The sequence below is a fragment of the Hydrogenophaga sp. IBVHS1 genome (assembly GCF_002127265.1).
Lineage (GTDB): Bacteria > Pseudomonadota > Gammaproteobacteria > Burkholderiales > Burkholderiaceae_C > Hydrogenophaga.
In genome coordinates this window covers 323,364-339,786 of sequence record NZ_NFUU01000002.1, presented here as the reverse complement: position 1 = coordinate 339,786, position 16,423 = coordinate 323,364, and the positions used below count along the sequence as shown (strand labels likewise).

16 protein-coding genes are annotated in these 16,423 nt (G+C 65.1%); 4 read left to right on the top strand and 12 right to left on the bottom strand.

All coding sequences use genetic code 11. The annotated features are described in order from the left end of the window. Positions 1–168: 168 nt before the first annotated feature. The gene (locus CAP37_RS16355) at positions 169–669 is read left to right on the top strand and encodes a histone H1-like DNA-binding protein (protein WP_086125287.1); all 501 of its coding nucleotides are present in this window, start codon (positions 169–171) and stop codon (positions 667–669) included. A gap of 65 nt (positions 670–734) precedes the next feature. Here the strand turns inward: CAP37_RS16355 and CAP37_RS16350 are convergent, their stop codons facing one another. From CAP37_RS16350 to CAP37_RS16320, 7 genes are all read right to left on the bottom strand, one after another. Beyond that, complete coding sequence (locus CAP37_RS16350; RefSeq protein ID WP_086125286.1) at positions 735–1,622, bottom strand: carbohydrate kinase family protein; 888 nt, start codon at positions 1,620–1,622, stop codon at positions 735–737. A gap of 17 nt (positions 1,623–1,639) precedes the next feature. Further along, a complete protein-coding gene (locus CAP37_RS21755; RefSeq protein WP_179190258.1) occupies positions 1,640–2,716 on the bottom strand; it encodes a DUF3426 domain-containing protein in 1,077 nt (358 codons plus the stop codon). 36 nt (positions 2,717–2,752) lie between these two features. Next, complete coding sequence (gene prmA / locus CAP37_RS16340; RefSeq protein WP_086125571.1) at positions 2,753–3,637, bottom strand: 50S ribosomal protein L11 methyltransferase; 885 nt, start codon at positions 3,635–3,637, stop codon at positions 2,753–2,755. Positions 3,638–3,671: 34 nt separating this feature from the next. After that, entirely contained in the window at positions 3,672–5,021 is a 1,350-nt protein-coding gene (gene accC / locus CAP37_RS16335) for an acetyl-CoA carboxylase biotin carboxylase subunit (RefSeq protein WP_086125285.1), read from the bottom strand. A gap of 15 nt (positions 5,022–5,036) precedes the next feature. Further along, positions 5,037–5,501 (bottom strand): acetyl-CoA carboxylase biotin carboxyl carrier protein, encoded by a 465-nt coding sequence (gene accB, locus CAP37_RS16330; RefSeq protein WP_086125284.1) that lies wholly within the window; start codon positions 5,499–5,501, stop codon positions 5,037–5,039. Positions 5,502–5,740: 239 nt separating this feature from the next. Continuing rightward, positions 5,741–6,268: a TlpA disulfide reductase family protein gene (locus CAP37_RS16325; RefSeq protein WP_086125283.1), complete on the bottom strand. Its 528-nt coding sequence runs from the start codon at positions 6,266–6,268 to the stop codon at positions 5,741–5,743. Beyond that, positions 6,265–6,891 carry a hypothetical protein gene (locus tag CAP37_RS16320; protein ID WP_086125282.1) on the bottom strand — a complete coding sequence of 209 codons (627 nt, stop codon included), beginning with the start codon at positions 6,889–6,891 and terminating at the stop codon, positions 6,265–6,267. The genes CAP37_RS16325 and CAP37_RS16320 overlap by 4 nt, the downstream gene beginning before the upstream one ends. 89 nt (positions 6,892–6,980) lie before the next feature. On the opposite strand from CAP37_RS16320, the gene mpl reads away from it, so the two are divergent. Further along, a complete protein-coding gene (gene mpl, locus CAP37_RS16315; RefSeq protein ID WP_086125281.1) occupies positions 6,981–8,369 on the top strand; it encodes a UDP-N-acetylmuramate:L-alanyl-gamma-D-glutamyl-meso-diaminopimelate ligase in 1,389 nt (462 codons plus the stop codon). On the opposite strand, the gene CAP37_RS16310 is transcribed toward mpl, so the two are convergent. The 5 genes from CAP37_RS16310 to rodA all read right to left on the bottom strand — a co-directional run bounded on the left by CAP37_RS16310 (position 8,363) and on the right by rodA (position 13,639). Then, positions 8,363–8,683: a hypothetical protein gene (locus tag CAP37_RS16310; protein ID WP_086125280.1), complete on the bottom strand. Its 321-nt coding sequence runs from the start codon at positions 8,681–8,683 to the stop codon at positions 8,363–8,365. The two genes, mpl and CAP37_RS16310, sit on opposite strands and share 7 nt — an antisense overlap. A gap of 69 nt (positions 8,684–8,752) precedes the next feature. Then, a complete protein-coding gene (locus CAP37_RS16305) occupies positions 8,753–9,886 on the bottom strand; it encodes a 3-deoxy-7-phosphoheptulonate synthase (RefSeq protein WP_086125279.1) in 1,134 nt (377 codons plus the stop codon). A gap of 207 nt (positions 9,887–10,093) precedes the next feature. Next, positions 10,094–11,554: a metalloprotease TldD gene (gene tldD / locus CAP37_RS16300; protein ID WP_086125570.1), complete on the bottom strand. Its 1,461-nt coding sequence runs from the start codon at positions 11,552–11,554 to the stop codon at positions 10,094–10,096. Between the two features lie 37 nt (positions 11,555–11,591). Further along, the gene (locus tag CAP37_RS16295; RefSeq protein WP_086125278.1) at positions 11,592–12,488 is read right to left on the bottom strand and encodes an NAD(P)-dependent oxidoreductase; all 897 of its coding nucleotides are present in this window, start codon (positions 12,486–12,488) and stop codon (positions 11,592–11,594) included. Then, the gene (gene rodA, locus CAP37_RS16290) at positions 12,485–13,639 is read right to left on the bottom strand and encodes a rod shape-determining protein RodA (RefSeq protein ID WP_086125277.1); all 1,155 of its coding nucleotides are present in this window, start codon (positions 13,637–13,639) and stop codon (positions 12,485–12,487) included. The genes CAP37_RS16295 and rodA overlap by 4 nt, the downstream gene beginning before the upstream one ends. Positions 13,640–13,662: 23 nt before the next feature. Between rodA and CAP37_RS16285 the strand changes: the two genes are divergently transcribed. Further along, on the top strand, positions 13,663–14,283 hold the full coding sequence (locus CAP37_RS16285; RefSeq protein WP_086125276.1) for a YqiA/YcfP family alpha/beta fold hydrolase: 621 nt from the start codon (positions 13,663–13,665) through the stop codon (positions 14,281–14,283). A gap of 41 nt (positions 14,284–14,324) precedes the next feature. After that, positions 14,325–16,397: a ribonuclease catalytic domain-containing protein gene (locus CAP37_RS16280; RefSeq protein ID WP_086125275.1), complete on the top strand. Its 2,073-nt coding sequence runs from the start codon at positions 14,325–14,327 to the stop codon at positions 16,395–16,397. Positions 16,398–16,423: the final 26 nt, after the last annotated feature.

Genomic DNA, 16,423 nt, shown 5'->3' with positions numbered 1-16,423 from the left:
TCAAGACTCTGTACCCGACGCGATGGCGGCGGTGGCGGAGTCTTGTCACAGGATTCAACACCTTGGGGCCAGTCGCGGATGCATCTGCGCGACTCCAGGGCGCTGAATCACTTCACCGGCGTCAAGACCGGATGAAGTGCTCTTTGCAACTTGATCAAGGAGAAAACAATGGCAACTGCAAAAAAAGCCCCGGCCAAAAAGGCCGCACCGGCTAAGAAGGCTCCGGCCAAGAAACCCGCTGCGAAGAAAGCAGCTCCGGCCAAAAAGGCTCCGGCCAAGAAGGCCGCTGTGAAGAAGGCCCCGGCGAAGAAAGCCGCACCGGCGAAGAAGAAGGCAGCTCCGGCGAAGAAGGCTCCGGCCAAGAAGGTCGCAGCGAAGAAGGCTCCGGCGAAGAAGGCCGCTGCCAAGAAGGCGCCTGCCAAGAAGGCCGCCGCGAAAAAGGCGCCTGCGAAGAAGGCTGCTGCCAAGAAAGCGCCGGCGAAGAAAGCCGCTGCGAAGAAGGCTCCTGCGAAAAAGGCCGCTGCGAAGAAGGCCCCTGCGAAGAAGGCAGCCCCAGCAAAAAAAGCTGAGCCGGCCAAGAAGCCGGCAGCCCCTGCTGCAGCACCTGCGGCGCAGACGAAGCTCAACCCTCAGGCTGCCTGGCCGTTCCCCACGTCCAGCAAGCCTTGAGTCTCTCGTTGAGATGACCCTGCAGCCCGGCGCGAAAGCGCCGGGCTTTTTCTTTTCTGGAGAGCCTAGATCGCGTACGTGTAGTTCTGGCCACCTCGGCTGGCGATCTTGGTAGCGCCCATGCGGTTGCCGAGCTCAACACAACGTTGCAGCGACCAGCCCTGTTCGAGGCCATGCAGCAGTGCTGCGCGGAACGCGTCGCCGCAGCCGGTGGGGTCCACCACTTCGGTCGCAACCACGCCAGGCACGTGCACCTTGCTCCCGCCATCCCACACATCGCAACCCTGCGCGCCCAACGTGACGACGAGCCCCTTCACCTGCGTGGCGATGGCATCGAGCGTGAGACCGGTGCGGTCGCACAGCATCTGCGCTTCGTAGTCGTTGAGCGTGACCCAGGTGGCCAGTTCGATGAACTGGCGCAACTCCTCACCGTTGAACATGGGCAGGCCCTGGCCCGGATCGAACACGAAGGGCACACCGGCCGCATGCAACTGGCGCGCATGGGTGAGCATGGCGTCGCGGCCGTCGGGCGAGATGATGGCCACAGAGAGGTCGTCGCGCTGTGGCACCGGATTGTCGTGCGCCATCGACATCGCCCCAGGATGGAACGCGGTGATCTGGTTGTTGTCGCGGTCGGTCATGATCATGGCTTGCGCGGTGTAGCTGTCGGCCGCCTTTGACACGTGGCGCGTGTCCACGCCCAAGGCCTGCAAGCGCTCCAGGTATTCGTGTCCGTCGTTGCCCAGCGTGGCCAGCGGCACGGCCTGTGCACCCAGCTGGCGCAAGCCGTAAGCGATGTTGCCGGCGCAGCCTCCATACTCGCGGCGCAGCCCGGGCACAAGAAAAGATACGTTGAGAATGTGCAGCTGACTGGGCAGGATCTGCTCGGCGAAGCGGCCCTCGAAGGTCATGATGGTGTCGAAGGCCAGCGAGCCGCAGACAAGAATGGGCATGGGAAGGGTTCCTTGGGTCAGGGATAAAAAACCAGAGCGCGGTAGCCTGCCATGGGCGTGGCATCTCCCAGCGCGAGCGCGAGCCGCAGGCTCACGCTGACCGAACCCTGAGCGGGCAACAGGGATGGCGAATCGGGCCACTCTTCGGGCAGAAAAACGCGGCGCGCAATCACCTGATCACGCGTGTCGGTGAGGCTGAGTTCGAGCGCGGGCAAAGCCAGGGGCGTCGATGCGGTGTTCTTGAGCACGAGGTCGAAAGAGTAGAAATCGCCCAGCCGCCGGACCAGCGCCGTGCTGTCGATCACGATGGCATCGATGCGGCGCACGGGCGCCAGCTGGCAACCAAGTGCATCGCAGGCGCGCTGCAACAGGGGCTGAAGATCGGGCCGCGCCGCCGCCAGTCGGTCGCGTTCGTGCAGGGCAACTTGCGCCATCAGCAAGGCGCCGAGCAGCAACATCAGCACGGCCAGCGCGGCGCGCATGCCGTTCGAGGACCAGAACGCTCGGCGGCGCGCCTGGCGAACGAAGCCGGGCACTGATAGTGGGTCCTCGAGTTCACTGCGCTCGAAATCCGAGGCGCCTGAGTTGGTGCTGGGAACGCCGCGCGCGGCCTGCGCCGCGGCGCTGACCTCGGCCGCAATCCCATCCGACGAGTCCTCGAACTCGTCTTCCCCAGCACGACCCACGCCGGCAGCGAAGCGCTGCAGATCGGTATGGAAATCCGACACCTCTGAATCGTCGTACCCGGATGCCGAGCTCTGAACTTCAGGCACCGAAGACGGCGGGGACGATTCCTGCGAATCCTGGAACCTTCGGGAACCTTCCAGCTGGCCCCACTCGCCCGACATTTCCGAATCCTCCATGATGGCGGTTTCGGGTTCTTCCTCGGGGTCGTACTCGGGCTCGGGAGCCGGGTCCACCTGACCTTCGGGTTCGGCGGAGGAGCCAGGCGCCGTCCAGGGTTGCAGGTAAAGCGTGGCGTCGAACACATCGGCGCAGTGGCCACAACGCACCCAGCCCTCGGAGATCTTCAGCTGGTCGGCGACGACCCTGAACATCGTTCCGCACGCGGGGCAACGGGTGGTGAAACTCATGCGCCGATTATTGCAGGCGGGTGCCGCCCGAAAAGATCAGGCCTTGCGTGCGGTCATGAGGACCCAGCCATCCTCTTCGTCGCTCACGTCCAGGGCCACCCAGGGCGCATAAGCAGTGCGCAGTTCGTCAACCTGGCGCGCCAGGATGCCGGCGAGCACCAGCTGCCCGCCCCGCCGAACGTGCGCGCAGAGCAGCGGAGCCAGCACGCGCAATGGTGTGGCCAGGATGTTGGCCAGCACCAGGTCGTGCTCGCCTGTGGCCAGATTCGGCAGCCCGGCGTCGAGTCGCGCCTGGTTGGCTTCCGCGTTCAATCGGGTCGACTCGACCGCCGAGGGATCGATGTCCACCGCCACGATGGCGCGCGCGCCGAACTTCGCGGCGCCAATGGCCAGAATGCCCGAGCCGCAGCCGTAGTCGAGCACACGCTGATCCGTGGGCGGGTGTTGGGCAATCCAGCGCAGGCACATGCGTGTGGTGGGATGGGTGCCAGTGCCGAAGGCCAGACCGGGGTCGAGCCGGATCACCTTCTGCGCGGCCGCAGGGGGCTCATGCCACGTGGGCACGATCCAGAACTCGGGCGTGATCGCCACCGGCTCGAACTGCGACTGCGTCAGGCGCACCCAGTCCTGCTCCAGCACCGCGCGCACGCCTTGCACCACGCAGCCTTCAAAGAAATCCTGCAGCTTGAGCAAGGCGGCCGCTTCCTTCGCGGCGGTCTCGGTGGGAAACAGGGCCACCACGCGCGATCGTTGCCAGCCTTCTTTGGGCGGAGGCATGCCCGGCTCACCGAACAGCGCCGTTTCCGCGTCCGTCATGGCGTCAGCGTCTTCCACCGACACGCTCAGCGCATCGAGCGCCACAAAGGCATCACCCACGTCGTCCACGGCCGCCTCGGGCACGAGGAGCACGAGCTCGAACAGGGTCCCTGCCGGCGGCAGGGTCAGCATGGAGGCTTCAGCGCTCACGTTGGGACAACCACTCTTCCAGATAATGAATGTTGGTGCCACCGGCCACGAAGCTGGCGTCCACCATCAGTTCCCGGTGCAGCGGGATGTTGGTCTTGATGCCTTCGATCACCGTCTCGGCCAGCGCTGTGCGCATGCGCGCCAGTGCCTGTTCGCGCGTGTCGCCATGCACGATGATCTTGCCGATCATGGAGTCGTAATTGGGCGGCACGAAGTAGTTGGCGTAGGCATGCGAGTCCACCCGAACACCGGGGCCGCCCGGCGCATGCCAGGTCGTGATGCGACCCGGCGAGGGCGTGAACTTGTAGGCGTCCTCGGCGTTGATGCGGCACTCAATGGCATGCCCACGCAACTGGATCTGCCGCTGCGTGAACGGCAGCTTCTCACCCGCGGCCACGGCAATCTGCGTGCGCACGATGTCGATCCCGGTAATCCACTCCGTTACCGGGTGCTCCACCTGCACGCGCGTGTTCATTTCAATGAAGTAAAACTCGCCGTTTTCAAACAGGAACTCGAAGGTGCCCGCCCCGCGGTAGCCGATCTTCTTGCAAGCCGCTGCGCAGCGCTCGCCGATCTTTTCGATCAAGCGGCGTGGAATGCCTGGCGCGGGCGCTTCTTCGATCACCTTCTGGTGGCGCCGCTGCATGGAGCAGTCGCGCTCGCCGAGGTACACGGCATTGCGGTGTTGATCGGCCAGGATCTGGATTTCGATGTGGCGCGGGTTCTGGAGAAACTTCTCCATGTAAACCTCGGGGTTACCGAAGGCCGCGCCAGCTTCTGCCTTGGTGGTCTGCACCGCGTGCAGCAGGGCCGCCTCGGTGTGCACCACGCGCATGCCACGCCCGCCGCCGCCGCCGGCGGCCTTGATGATCACGGGATAACCCACCGCCTTGGCGGTGCGCTTGATCACCACGGGATCGTCGGGCAGCGCGCCCTCGGAGCCCGGCACGCAAGGCACGCCCGCCCGGATCATCGCCTGCTTCGCCGAGACCTTGTCGCCCATCATGCGGATCGAGTCCGGCGAGGGGCCGATGAAGGTGAAGCCGCTCTTTTCGACGCGCTCTGCGAAGTCGGCGTTTTCCGACAGGAAGCCGTAGCCGGGGTGAATGGCCTCGGCATCGGTCACTTCGGCGGCCGAAATGATGGCTGGCATGCTGAGGTAGCTGTGCGCACTGGCCGCCGGGCCGATGCAAACCGCCTCGTCAGCGAGCCGCACGTACTTCGCGTCGCGATCGGCCTCCGAGTACACCATTACCGCCTTGATGCCCATTTCCCGGCAGGCGCGCTGGACTCGCAACGCGATCTCCCCCCGGTTGGCGATCAGGATTTTCTTGAACATGAATCGTCGTCTTCTTTATTCGATCACGTAGAGAGGCTGACCGTATTCCACCGCCTGGCCGTTCTCCACCAGGATCTGGGTCACGGTGCCGGACTTGTCGGCCTCGATCTCGTTGAGAATCTTCATGGCCTCGACGATGCAGATCGTCTCGCCTTCCTTGATGGTGTCACCCACCTCGACGAAGGCTTTGGCACCTGGACTGGATGCGCGGTAGAAGGTGCCCACCATGGGCGACTTCACCGTGTGCCCGGCAGGTGCTGCCGGAGCGGCCGCGACCACCGGCGCGGGCGCCACCTCGACGGCAGGCACGAGGGAGGGGGCCACTGGCGCGGGGGCCATGCTGTAGGTCACGGGGGCTGCCATGGCAACCGGGGCACTCTTGACAATGCGGACCTTGCCTTCGGCTTCGGTGATTTCAAGTTCTGACACGTTCGACTCGGAAACGAGGTCGATCAAAGTCTTTAGTTTTCGCAAATCCATGATTTCTCCAACGAATTTCGGTCAAATTGATTTAAAAGCATTTAACTTCATCGAAGTAGAAGCACATCAACCCGCCGGGGTGCCGCAGTGTACACGAGAGCAATCCGTTTGGTGCCTCGATCCAGGTGGTCTCGATGGTGCGTTGAGCCAACCCGTGTCATGCCGCTTTTTTGCAAGAAGTCGGAATTTACCCTGATTTTCGACTCAGTTCCTGTGGAATGACCAAAGGCAGCCCGGGACTAAACCAGCATGGCCCACTGACTCAGGTCGGTTTCGGTGAGCTTGCCCAACTTGCGGTGGTGAAGCTCACCCGACGCGCCGAACACCACACTGAAGGGCAATGCGCCTGCGGGATTTCCGAGCGTGCGGCTGAGCTCGGTGCCACCGAAGCCGGCCATGCCCACGGGAAAATCAAGCGGCAGCTTTTTCATGAAGCTGCGCACCGCACTGGGCTGGTCCACCGCAAGGCCCAGCACCTGCCAACCGCGCGCTGCCTGGGTTTTCTGAAACGTGTTGAGCATGGGCAGCTCTTCCACACAGGGAGGGCACCAAGTGGCCCAGAAGTTCACCAGCAGCGGCCGACCCCGGAAATCGGCCACGCGCACCTTCTCACCGTTGGGTCCATCGAATTCGCTCAGCCAGAAGGCCGCCTGCGCCTCGTCCAGCGCTGGCTGGAGTTGCAGCCGGCGCTGTGACCACCACGCGCCCGCCCCGGCAGCGGCCAGCGCCACGCCCGCCACCAAGACCGTGCGACGCTGCACTTTCATGCGGCCGCCTCGTTGCCTGATTCGCCCTGTACGGCCATGAGACGGCGCAATGCGGTCGCATCACCCCGCGGCTTCCGGCCTTGCGCGTCGGGCTTCAAGGCACCTCTCATGTCGTCGTGCGCATGCACCATCAGGTGCACCAGCACCCATTGGCCCAAGGCCTCGCTGCGGTCGCGCAGGCTCAGTGCCTGCACCGGTTCACCGCGCCAGCCGGACACTTCGCCGGGGTGGTATTCCACACGGTGATCCAGCAGCGCCCACTCCGGGGCCTTGGGGTCGTCGCAAAAAAGCTGGATGTAAATGTCGCTGTGTCGCGTGGCGGTGCCCTGCCACACGGCGCCGCCCAGGTGCGGGCGAAATGCCTCCAGGCGATCCATCCATACCAGGGCCCGTTCGCGCAGGGCACGCAGTTCAACGGGCTGGGTGTCGGCGCAGAACACCGCGATGTCTTCGCGCACCGCGGCATCGAGCGTCGCGTTGTCGGGCAAGGCCGTGCGTGCCGGCAAGCCCATCTGTTTCACCGCGCGGCGCTTGGCCGCCGCGTATTCCAGGCCTTCGTCCACCACGAAGCGGGCGGCCACGGCGGCGATCTCGGCGGTGATGACGTCTCGACGCAAATCCATGGGAAGGGATTGTGCCCGCTCAAACGGGGAAGCGCCCAGCGCGCGGCCATGCCCACAGAGACGCCGCTGCCGCCCCCTAGAATCGCCAGATGCACATTCACATTCTGGGCATTTGCGGCACCTTCATGGGTGGCCTCGCCGCTCTCGCCCGCGAAGCGGGCCACCGCGTGACCGGCTGCGACGCCGGCGTCTACCCGCCCATGAGCGATCAGTTGCGCGCGCTCGGCATCGACCTCATTGAAGGCTTCGGCGCCGACCAGCTGGCGCTCAAGCCCGATCTTTTCGTGGTGGGCAACGTGGTCAGCAGGGCCCGGCAAGCGGATGGATCACCGAAGTTTCCCCTGATGGAAGCCATCATGGACAGCGGAGCCGCCTACAGCAGCGGACCACAGTGGCTGGCCGAGCACGTGCTGCAGGGTCGCCATGTGCTTGCCGTGGCGGGCACCCATGGCAAAACCACCACCACCGCCATGCTGACGTGGATTCTGGAGTCCGCAGGTCTGCAGCCCGGATTCCTGATCGGTGGCGTGCCGATGAATTTCGGCCTCTCGGCTCGCCTGGGCACCGGAAACACATTCACCATCGAAGCCGACGAGTACGACACGGCCTTCTTCGACAAGCGCAGCAAATTCGTGCACTACCGGCCGCGCACCGCCATCCTCAACAACCTCGAGTTCGACCACGCCGACATCTTCGACGACCTGCACGCAATCGAACGCCAGTTCCACCACCTGGTGCGCACCGTGCCTTCTACCGGCCGCGTCGTCGTCAACGGTCTGGAGGACAGTCTGGAGCGCGTCCTGCACAAGGGCCTGTGGAGCGAGGTGCGCAGCTTTGGCGCAGCGGTGAGCGACTTCACCGCGCATGGCGAACCGCATGCGTTCGATGTGCTTCACAAGGGCCAGGCTGTGGGTCGGGTGGAGTGGGCGCTCACAGGCACTCACAACCAGCTGAATGCGCTGGCGGCCATCGCGGCGGCCGAACACGTGGGCGTGACGCCTGCGGATGCGGCCCGCGCGCTGGCCTCGTTCGAGAACGTGCGCCGCCGCATGGAAGTGCGAGGCACGGTGGCGCGTCCCGGTGGCGAGATCACGGTTTACGACGATTTCGCCCACCACCCCACCGCCATCCGGACCACGCTCGATGGACTGCACCGCCGACTCGGCACCTCGCCCGGTCGCATCCTGGCCGTGTTCGAGCCGCGCAGCAACACGATGAAGCTGGGCACCATGAAGTCTCAATTGCCCTGGAGTCTGGAGGCGGCAGACCTGTCCTTCTGCCATTCGGGCGGGCTGGACTGGGATGCCGCGGAGGCCCTGGCGCCCATGGGTTCAAGCGCCATGGTGGCGCGCAACATCGAGGAACTGGTGGACATGGTGAGCGCCGCCGCCCGGGCGGGCGACCACATCGTGTGCATGAGCAACGGCGGCTTTGGCGGCGTGCACGAGCGCCTGCTCAAAGCGCTTGCATCTCAATAGTTCAACGCCTGCCCAGGCACATCGACCGACACCACCGGTTTGGCCAGCGCGGCGCTGGCTGCACGCGCGAAGGCCATGGCCCATGGCCGGTGCGCGGCGTCACGAAAACGCACTTCGCCTGCCGCCTGAGCCACGCAAAGGATCTTGTCGGCCGTCAGCACCTTGCCGGTCGGCCGGATCGGGTCGCAGCCCAGAAAAGTGAACTGCTCGTCTAGCCAGCTTCGCGCGAGGTCGTGCGGCATGGGCTGCACTTCTTCAAGGTCGAAGTGGTAGGTGGACGGTTCACCCCAGCTCACGATGACTTGGCTGCGCATGGCGATTCTCCTGTTGCGTGCATTGTGGACCGCGCACCCTCGTCATCCAACCCGTAAAACCCCGATGGCTCAGGCCCGCGCGCTGCGCGCCGCCAGCACTGCATCAGAGAGCACTTCCAGCGCATGCTCCGAGTCGGTCCAGCCCAGGCAGGCGTCGGTGATGCTCTGCCCGTACTTCAGATCGCCAATGCGGTTCTTGCCAGGCGTGAACTTCTGTGCACCCGCTTCGATGTGGCTTTCGATCATCACGCCGAACACGCTGCGTGAACCTCCGACGATCTGCCCGGCGATGTCTCGCGCCACCTCGAGTTGCTTCTCATGCTGCTTGCTGCTGTTCGCATGGCTGCAGTCCACCATCAGGCGCGGTGGCAACTTCGCTGCTTCGAGTTCTTTCACTGAAGCGGCCACGCTCGCGGCGTCGTAGTTGGGTGTCTTGCCACCGCGCAAGATGACGTGACAGTCCTTGTTGCCGTTGGTCTGGACGATGGCCACCTGGCCGTTCTTGTGCACCGAGAGGAAATGGTGACCGCGCGACGCAGCCTGAATCGCGTCGGTCGCGATCCGGATGTTGCCGTCGGTGCCGTTCTTGAAGCCGATGGGCGCCGACAGGCCCGAGGCGAGTTCGCGATGCACCTGGCTCTCGGTGGTGCGCGCGCCGATGGCGCCCCAGGCGATCAGATCGCCGATGTATTGCGGCGAGATCACATCGAGGAATTCACTGCCGGCCGGCACGCCCAGGCGGTTGATGTCAATCAGCAACTGGCGGGCGATGCGCAGGCCTTCATCGATGCGGAAGCTCTCGTCCAGATAGGGATCGTTGATGAGTCCCTTCCAGCCCACCGTGGTGCGCGGTTTCTCGAAGTACACGCGCATCACGATCTCCAGCGAATCAGCATACTTGTCGCGCAGGGTCTTGAGGCGGCGCGCGTAGTCCAGCGCGGCGGCTGGGTCGTGGATGGAGCAGGGTCCGATGACCACCAGCAGGCGGTCGTCCTGGCCGTGCAGGATGCGGTGAACACGCCGACGGGTCTGGCTGATCAGGGCCTCCACCGGTGTGCCGCCAATGGGAAAGAAGCGGATGAGGTGTTCTGGCGGGGGCAGCACGGTGATGTCCTTGATGCGTTCGTCGTCGGTCTGGCTGGTCTTGTCGACAGGACGGGCATGCCAGGCGTCGCTGCTGGCGGGGACGGTTTTCGCGTTCATCACGGTGCTCCTGAGGATGGAATGAGTGGGAAGAGGACGAAAAAAAACCGCCGGGCTTTGGGCTCCGGCGGTTGTTTCGAGATTCGGTGATGCGCTTACAGCCTCGCCTCTCGTCCGCCGGGGACAGAGAACCAGAAGTAAAAGGCAAAAAAGGCGAAGCGCGGGGACATGGGGACGAAATGTAGCACAGGCAATTGGAAGTGCCGCTCAGGCGGTACCACCCACGGTGAGCCCATCGATGCGCAACGTGGGCTGACCCACGCCCACCGGCACGCTCTGGCCTTCCTTGCCGCAGGTGCCCACACCGCTGTCGAGCTTCATGTCGTTACCGATCATGGAAACGCGGGTCAGCGCGTCGGGGCCGTTGCCCACCAGGGTGGCGCCCTTCACCGGGTACTGGATCTGACCGTTTTCCACCCAGTAGGCCTGGCTGGCGGAGAAAACGAACTTGCCGGAGGTGATGTCGACCTGGCCGCCACCGAAGTTGGTGGCGTACAGGCCCTTCTTGATGCTGGCCACGATTTCTTCGGGCGCCTTGTCGCCGCCGAGCATGTAGGTGTTGGTCATGCGCGGCATGGGCACGTGGGCGTAGCTCTCGCGCCGGCCATTGCCCGTGGGCTTCACGCCCATCAGGCGCGCATTCATCGAGTCCTGGATGTAGCCGCGCAGGATGCCGTCTTCAATCAGCACATTGCGCTGCGAGGCATGGCCTTCGTCGTCCACGTTGAGCGAGCCGCGCCGGTCGGCGATGGTGCCGTCGTCAAGCACGGTCACGCCTTTGGACGCCACGCGCTGGCCGATGCGGCCGGCAAACGCGCTGGAGCCCTTGCGGTTGAAGTCGCCTTCCAGTCCGTGGCCCACCGCTTCGTGCAGCAGGATGCCGGGCCAGCCAGCGCCCAGCACCACCACCATTTCGCCTGCGGGTGCAGGGCGCGCTTCCAGGTTGGTGAGCGCGTAGGACACGGCTTCGTCCACATAAGACTGCACCATGGCGTCGTCGAAATAGGCCAGCCCGTAGCGGCCACCGCCGCCCGACGAGCCGGATTCACGCCGCCCCGTCTGTTCGGCGATCACAGTGACCGAGAGGCGGATCAGGGGGCGCACATCGGCCGCCAGCGTGCCGTCGGCGCGCGCCACCAGCACCACGTCGTATTCACTCGCCAGGCCGGCCATGACTTGCTTGACACGCGGGTCCTTGGCTTTGGCCATGCGCTCCACCTTCTCCAGCAGGGCCACCTTGGCGGTGCTGTCGAGCGTGGCGATGGGGTCGATGCCCGGATAGAGAGAGCGGGACTTCGCCACCTTGGTGGAAGGCACGCGCGCCTTGCGGCCTTGGCCCTGAGCGGAAATGGAGCGCACCGTGTGGGCGGCATCGAGCAACGAGTCCCACGACAGGTCGTCGGAATAGGCGAAGGCGGTTTTCTCACCGCTGACGGCACGCACGCCCACACCCTGGTCGATGCTGAAGCTGCCGGTCTTCACGATGCCCTCTTCCAGGCTCCAGCCTTCGCTGCGCGTGGTCTGGAAATAGAGGTCGGCATCGTCCACGCCATGCGACATGATCTCGCCCAGCGCACGCTGGAGGTGAGAGGGACTCAGGCCAAAGGGTTCGAGCAGGAGGCTTTGGGCGGTGGCCAGTCGGGCCAGGGTGGGTTCGCGAGCAATCATCGGGCCATTGTAAGAACCTCTGCCCCGCGCACGACCATCAGGGTCTTGGTGGCGCCCGGCGCAGCAGATCCAGCAGCGCGCCATCGTCCAGATCAGCCATGCCAGCTTCATGGGCTTGCGCAAACACACGGGCTGCGCACGCTCCAAGCGGCCCTTCAAATCCTGCTGCGGCCGCAGCCGCCACGGCCAGGCGGGTGTCCTTTTCCAGCAGCGTCACATGGGCGCGCGGCTCGAAATCGCCGGTCACCGCGCGTCGCATGCGGTCGCTGCCGATCCAGCTCTGACCGCTGGAGCGCTCGATCACGTCCAGCGTGGTGGTCACATCCAGCCCCATGCGCTCGGCCATGGCCAGCGCCTCAGCGGCCCCCACCAGATTGATGCCGGCGAGCAGGTTGTTGACCAGCTTGGTGCGGGCGCCATCGCCCACCCGTTCGCTGATGCGCATCACATGGTCCGACAGGGCAGACAACAGCGCCGTCTGACGCACCAGCACGGGTTCGGGGGCAGCCACCATCAGGCTCATGCGGCCGTCGCGTGCACGCACCGGCCCACCTGACAGCGGCGCATCGATGCAATCCACACCTTGCCGGGCCAGATCGGCCGCAATGGCCTCCACATCTTCGGGGGAAATGGTGGGGCAAAGGAGCACGGTCTGCCCAGGCTGCAACGCCTGCGCGGCCCCGGCCGGACCCCAAAGAACTTGCCGAACCTGGGCGGCGTCGACCACCACCACGATCAGGGCATGGCCAGGCCCAAGTGCCTGTGCCGCCTGCAGGGGTGCCCCGACCACGGAAGCGCCCGCGGCGGTGGCCTGACGCTGCCGTGCCGGATCGATATCGCACACCGTCAGGGCCCAGCCCGCCTTGCAAAGGCGTTCCACCATGGCCCCGCCCATGTTGCCGGCACCGATCACGCCCACTGGTGTGCGCGTCATGACTGCATGAACCTTCGCGACTTGGCGGTCGACATCAGAATGCCCAGTCCGACACCCATGGTCACCATCGCGGTGCCGCCGTAGCTCACGAACGGCAGCGGCACGCCCACCACCGGCAGGATGCCGCTGACCATGCCCATGTTGACGAACGCGTACACGAAGATGTTGAGCGTGATGGCGCCCGCCAGCAGGCGGGAAAACAGCGTGGGCGCCTCCACGGCGATGACCAGACCGCGCGCGATGAGGAACAGGAAGCCGGCCATCAACGCCAGCACGCCCACCAGGCCGAACTCTTCGGAGAAGGCGGCGTAGATGAAATCGGTGGTGCGCTCGGGAATGAACTCCAGGTGCGTCTGCGTGCCCTGCATGAAGCCCTTGCCCCAGACCCCGCCGGAGCCGATGGCGATCATGCCTTGGATGATGTGAAAGCCCTTGCCCAGCGGGTCCTTGGAAGGATCGAGCAGCGTGCACACGCGCTGGCGCTGGTACTCGTGCAGCACGCGCCAGTCGACGTCGGGGGCGCACAGCTGGGGCTCCATGAAGATCAGCACCACCACGCCCACCACGCCCAGCACCACGGGGGGCAGGATGAGCTTCCAGCTCAGTCCGGCGAAAAAAATGACGAACAGCCCCGAAGACAGCACCAGCAGCGAGGTGCCCAGATCGGGCTGTTTCAGGATGAGAGCCAGCGGAAACAGCAGCAGGATGCCCGCCACCACGAAATCCAGCGGCTTGAGCTGACCCTCGCGCCGATGGAACCACCAGGCCAGCATGAGCGGCATGGCAATTTTCAGCAGCTCGCTGGGCTGGATGACGATGCCCACATTGAGCCACCGTTGAGACCCCTTGCGCTCGATGCCGAACAGCTCGACCCCCAGCAGCAGCATCACGCCCAGCACATAGATGGGCACGGCCAGCGTCATGAGGCGGTGCGGCGGAATCTGCGAGACGATGAACAGCACGCCAGCCGCCAGCATCATGTTGCGGCCGTGGTTGGCGAAGCGGGTGCCGTGGTCGAAGCCCACCGAGTACATGGTGAGCAGGCCCGCACCGGCCATGATCAGGATCGCCAGCAACAAGGGCAGGTCGAAGCCCTGGAAGATCGGGGCGATTCGCTGCAGCGGGGAAGGTTTGTCAAAAACGACGGCCATGGACGCCGATTATCCTTCTCTCCATGAAGCCGACCGCCCCCACCACCCACCTGCTGTACCTGCACGGCTTCCGTTCGTCTCCCGGGTCCATGAAGGCGCAGAAGGTCGGAGCTCTGGTGAGCGAGCGGCATCCGCAGGTGCGCTGGTGGTGTCCGCAATTGCCGCCCTCCCCGGCCGAGGCCATGGCGCAGGTGATGCAGGGTGTTGCCGACTGGCCGCGCCAGAACATGGTGGTGGTGGGCTCCTCCCTCGGCGGCTTCTACGCCCGCTGGGTGGCGCTGCAGACCGGCTGCCGCTCGGTGCTGCTCAACCCGGCGGCTTTTCCTGCGCGCGATCTCTCGAAGTACATCGGCGAGCAGACCTCCTGGCACGACCCAGGCGAGCGGTTCTTCTTCCAGGCCAGCTATGTCGATGAGCTGCTCGCCCTGCAGGCGGACATTGAAAAACTGGCACCGGGGCAACCGGCGACGCCCGAGCGCCAGATGGCGATCGTGGCGCAGGGCGACGAGGTGCTGGACTGGCGCGAGATGCAGGCCTTTTGCCACGGCGGAACCCTCCGCCTTCTGCCCGACAGCGACCACGCCATCAGCGACTTCGATGACCACATCGACGCTGTTGTGCAATTCCTTTTCAACCCCACCTGAATTGGCCAGGGCGCGGTTCCCCGCATGGGACAATCGCCGCCATGCACATTCTGTTTGATGAAGCCGGCAAGTTGATGACCGGCCGCCTGTTGTCCGAAGCCGAAAACTCGCTCCAGGTTGAGCTCGATTCGGGCAAGCGCGTCAAGGTCAAGGCCGCCAACGCGCTGCTGCGCTTTGACAAACCCGCGCCCGCCCAGCTCATGCCTGCCGCCACCGCCCTGGCCGAATCCATGGAACTGGAACTGGCTTACGAGTTCGCGCCAGAAGACGAGTTCGGTTTTGCCGATCTCGCGCACGAGTACTTCAGCACCAGCGCGGGCACGTCCGAGCAGGTGGCTGCGCTGCTCTGCCTGCAGGGTGCTCCCCACTACTTCCGCCGCGCCGGCAAAGGCCGCTACAAAAAGGCACCGCCCGAAGTCCTCGCACAGGCGCTCGCCGCCATCGAGAAGAAAAAGCAGGTGCAGGCGCAAATTGACACCTGGGCCGCCGAGCTTGCTGCGGGCCAGTGCCCGGTGCCAGTGCGCGAACAGCTCTACCGAATCCTCTTCAAGCCCGACAAGAACGCGCCGGAATACAAGGCGGTGGTGGAAGCGGCTCACCTGAGCCACACCGCGCCATTGGTGCTGCTGCAGAAAGCGGGCGCCATCACCAGCGCTTACCAGTTTCATTGGCAGCGTTTTCTGTTCGATCAGTTTCCCAAGGGCACGGGTTTTCCGGTGCTGCAAGCGCCCGCCATCACCGACGATTTGCCGCTGGCCGCAGTGCAGGCCTTCTCCATCGACGATTCGCAGACCACAGAGATCGACGACGCGCTCTCGGTGCAGGGCCTGGGCAGCGGCACCATCACGCTGGGCATTCACATCGCGGCGCCCGGCCTGGCCGTCCAGCCCGAAGGCGCACTGGACCAGATGGCGCGCAGCCGCCTGTCCACCGTCTACATGCCGGGCCACAAGATCACCATGCTGCCCGACGAGGTGGTGCAGGCCTACACCCTCATGGCCGGTCGCGACTGCCCTGCTGTCTCGCTGTACGTGAGTTTTGACGAAGCCACGCTGGAGCAGCGCGAGACCCGCACCGTGCTGGAGCGCGTGCCGATCGCGCTCAACCTGCGACACGACCAGCTCGACACAGTGATCACCGAGACCTGGCTCAACGGCGATTCCCCTGCGACCCAGGCCGCGCCTGAAATCGCTGCGTTGCAACCCTCACTCGCCTTCCTTCACCGCCTGGCGCGGCACCTGAAGGCGCAGCGCGAGGTGGTGCGTGGCAAACCCGAGAACTTCAACCGGCCCGACTACACCTTCCGCCTTGAAGGCGTGCAGGGCGACGCGCCGGCGGGCGACGAACGCGTGGTGATAGGCACCCGCCAGCGCGGCGCCCCGCTGGACCTGATGGTGGCCGAGGCCATGATTCTGGCCAACAGCACCTGGGGCAACTGGCTGGCCGAGTGCGGTGTGCCCGGCATCTACCGCAGCCAGGCCAGCATGGCGCCAGGCGTGAAGGTGCGCATGGGCACCAAGGCCCAGCCGCACGCCGGCATCGGCGTGAAAAGCTACGCCTGGAGCACATCGCCACTGCGCCGCTATGTCGATCTGGTGAACCAGTGGCAGATCATTGCCTGCGCGCGCCACGGCCGCACCGCTGCGCTGGCAGCGCCGTTCAAACCCAAAGACGCCAACCTGTTCTCGGTGATCAGCGCGTTCGACGCCGCCTACACCGCCTACAACGGCTTCCAGAACGGCATGGAACGCTACTGGACGCTGCAGCACCTGCGCCAGAACGGCACCACCGAAATTACCGCCACGCTGATCAAGGACAACCTGGTGCGCGCCGACTCGCTGCCGCTGGTGCTGCCGGTGATGGGTGCGGACGGCCTGCCACGCGGCGCGCACGTGCGGGTGCGGCTGGGTGACATCGACGACATCACGCTCGACGTGCACGGCACGGTCATTGAGCGGCTGGACTTGCCGGCGGACGACATGAGTGAGGACAGCGGCTCGGGAGAAGACGGCGACGACGAGGAACTGGCGGCTCCGCTGGCACTGGCGATCGACGTGAACGAGGCCGAAGAAACCGCCCAGTCCCCTCAAACGCCCGACCCGGCAACCCACTGACAGCCCCACCGCTTTCACCACAGATA

Excerpts from the sequence above, each read along its gene's own strand:
- CAP37_RS16355 (WP_086125287.1), top strand. The coding sequence starts at position 169 with ATGGCAACTGCAAAAAAAGCCCCGGCCAAAAAGGCCGCACCGGCTAAG.
- CAP37_RS16350 (WP_086125286.1), bottom strand. The coding sequence starts at position 1,622 with ATGCCCATTCTTGTCTGCGGCTCGCTGGCCTTCGACACCATCATGACC.
- CAP37_RS21755 (WP_179190258.1), bottom strand. The coding sequence starts at position 2,716 with ATGAGTTTCACCACCCGTTGCCCCGCGTGCGGAACGATGTTCAGGGTC.
- accC (WP_086125285.1), bottom strand. The coding sequence starts at position 5,021 with ATGTTCAAGAAAATCCTGATCGCCAACCGGGGGGAGATCGCGTTGCGA.
- accB (WP_086125284.1), bottom strand. The coding sequence starts at position 5,501 with ATGGATTTGCGAAAACTAAAGACTTTGATCGACCTCGTTTCCGAGTCG.
- CAP37_RS16325 (WP_086125283.1), bottom strand. The coding sequence starts at position 6,268 with ATGAAAGTGCAGCGTCGCACGGTCTTGGTGGCGGGCGTGGCGCTGGCC.
- CAP37_RS16320 (WP_086125282.1), bottom strand. The coding sequence starts at position 6,891 with ATGGATTTGCGTCGAGACGTCATCACCGCCGAGATCGCCGCCGTGGCC.
- mpl (WP_086125281.1), top strand. The coding sequence starts at position 6,981 with ATGCACATTCACATTCTGGGCATTTGCGGCACCTTCATGGGTGGCCTC.
- CAP37_RS16310 (WP_086125280.1), bottom strand. The coding sequence starts at position 8,683 with ATGCGCAGCCAAGTCATCGTGAGCTGGGGTGAACCGTCCACCTACCAC.
- CAP37_RS16305 (WP_086125279.1), bottom strand. The coding sequence starts at position 9,886 with ATGAACGCGAAAACCGTCCCCGCCAGCAGCGACGCCTGGCATGCCCGT.
- tldD (WP_086125570.1), bottom strand. The coding sequence starts at position 11,554 with ATGATTGCTCGCGAACCCACCCTGGCCCGACTGGCCACCGCCCAAAGC.
- CAP37_RS16295 (WP_086125278.1), bottom strand. The coding sequence starts at position 12,488 with ATGACGCGCACACCAGTGGGCGTGATCGGTGCCGGCAACATGGGCGGG.
- rodA (WP_086125277.1), bottom strand. The coding sequence starts at position 13,639 with ATGGCCGTCGTTTTTGACAAACCTTCCCCGCTGCAGCGAATCGCCCCG.
- CAP37_RS16285 (WP_086125276.1), top strand. The coding sequence starts at position 13,663 with ATGAAGCCGACCGCCCCCACCACCCACCTGCTGTACCTGCACGGCTTC.
- CAP37_RS16280 (WP_086125275.1), top strand. The coding sequence starts at position 14,325 with ATGCACATTCTGTTTGATGAAGCCGGCAAGTTGATGACCGGCCGCCTG.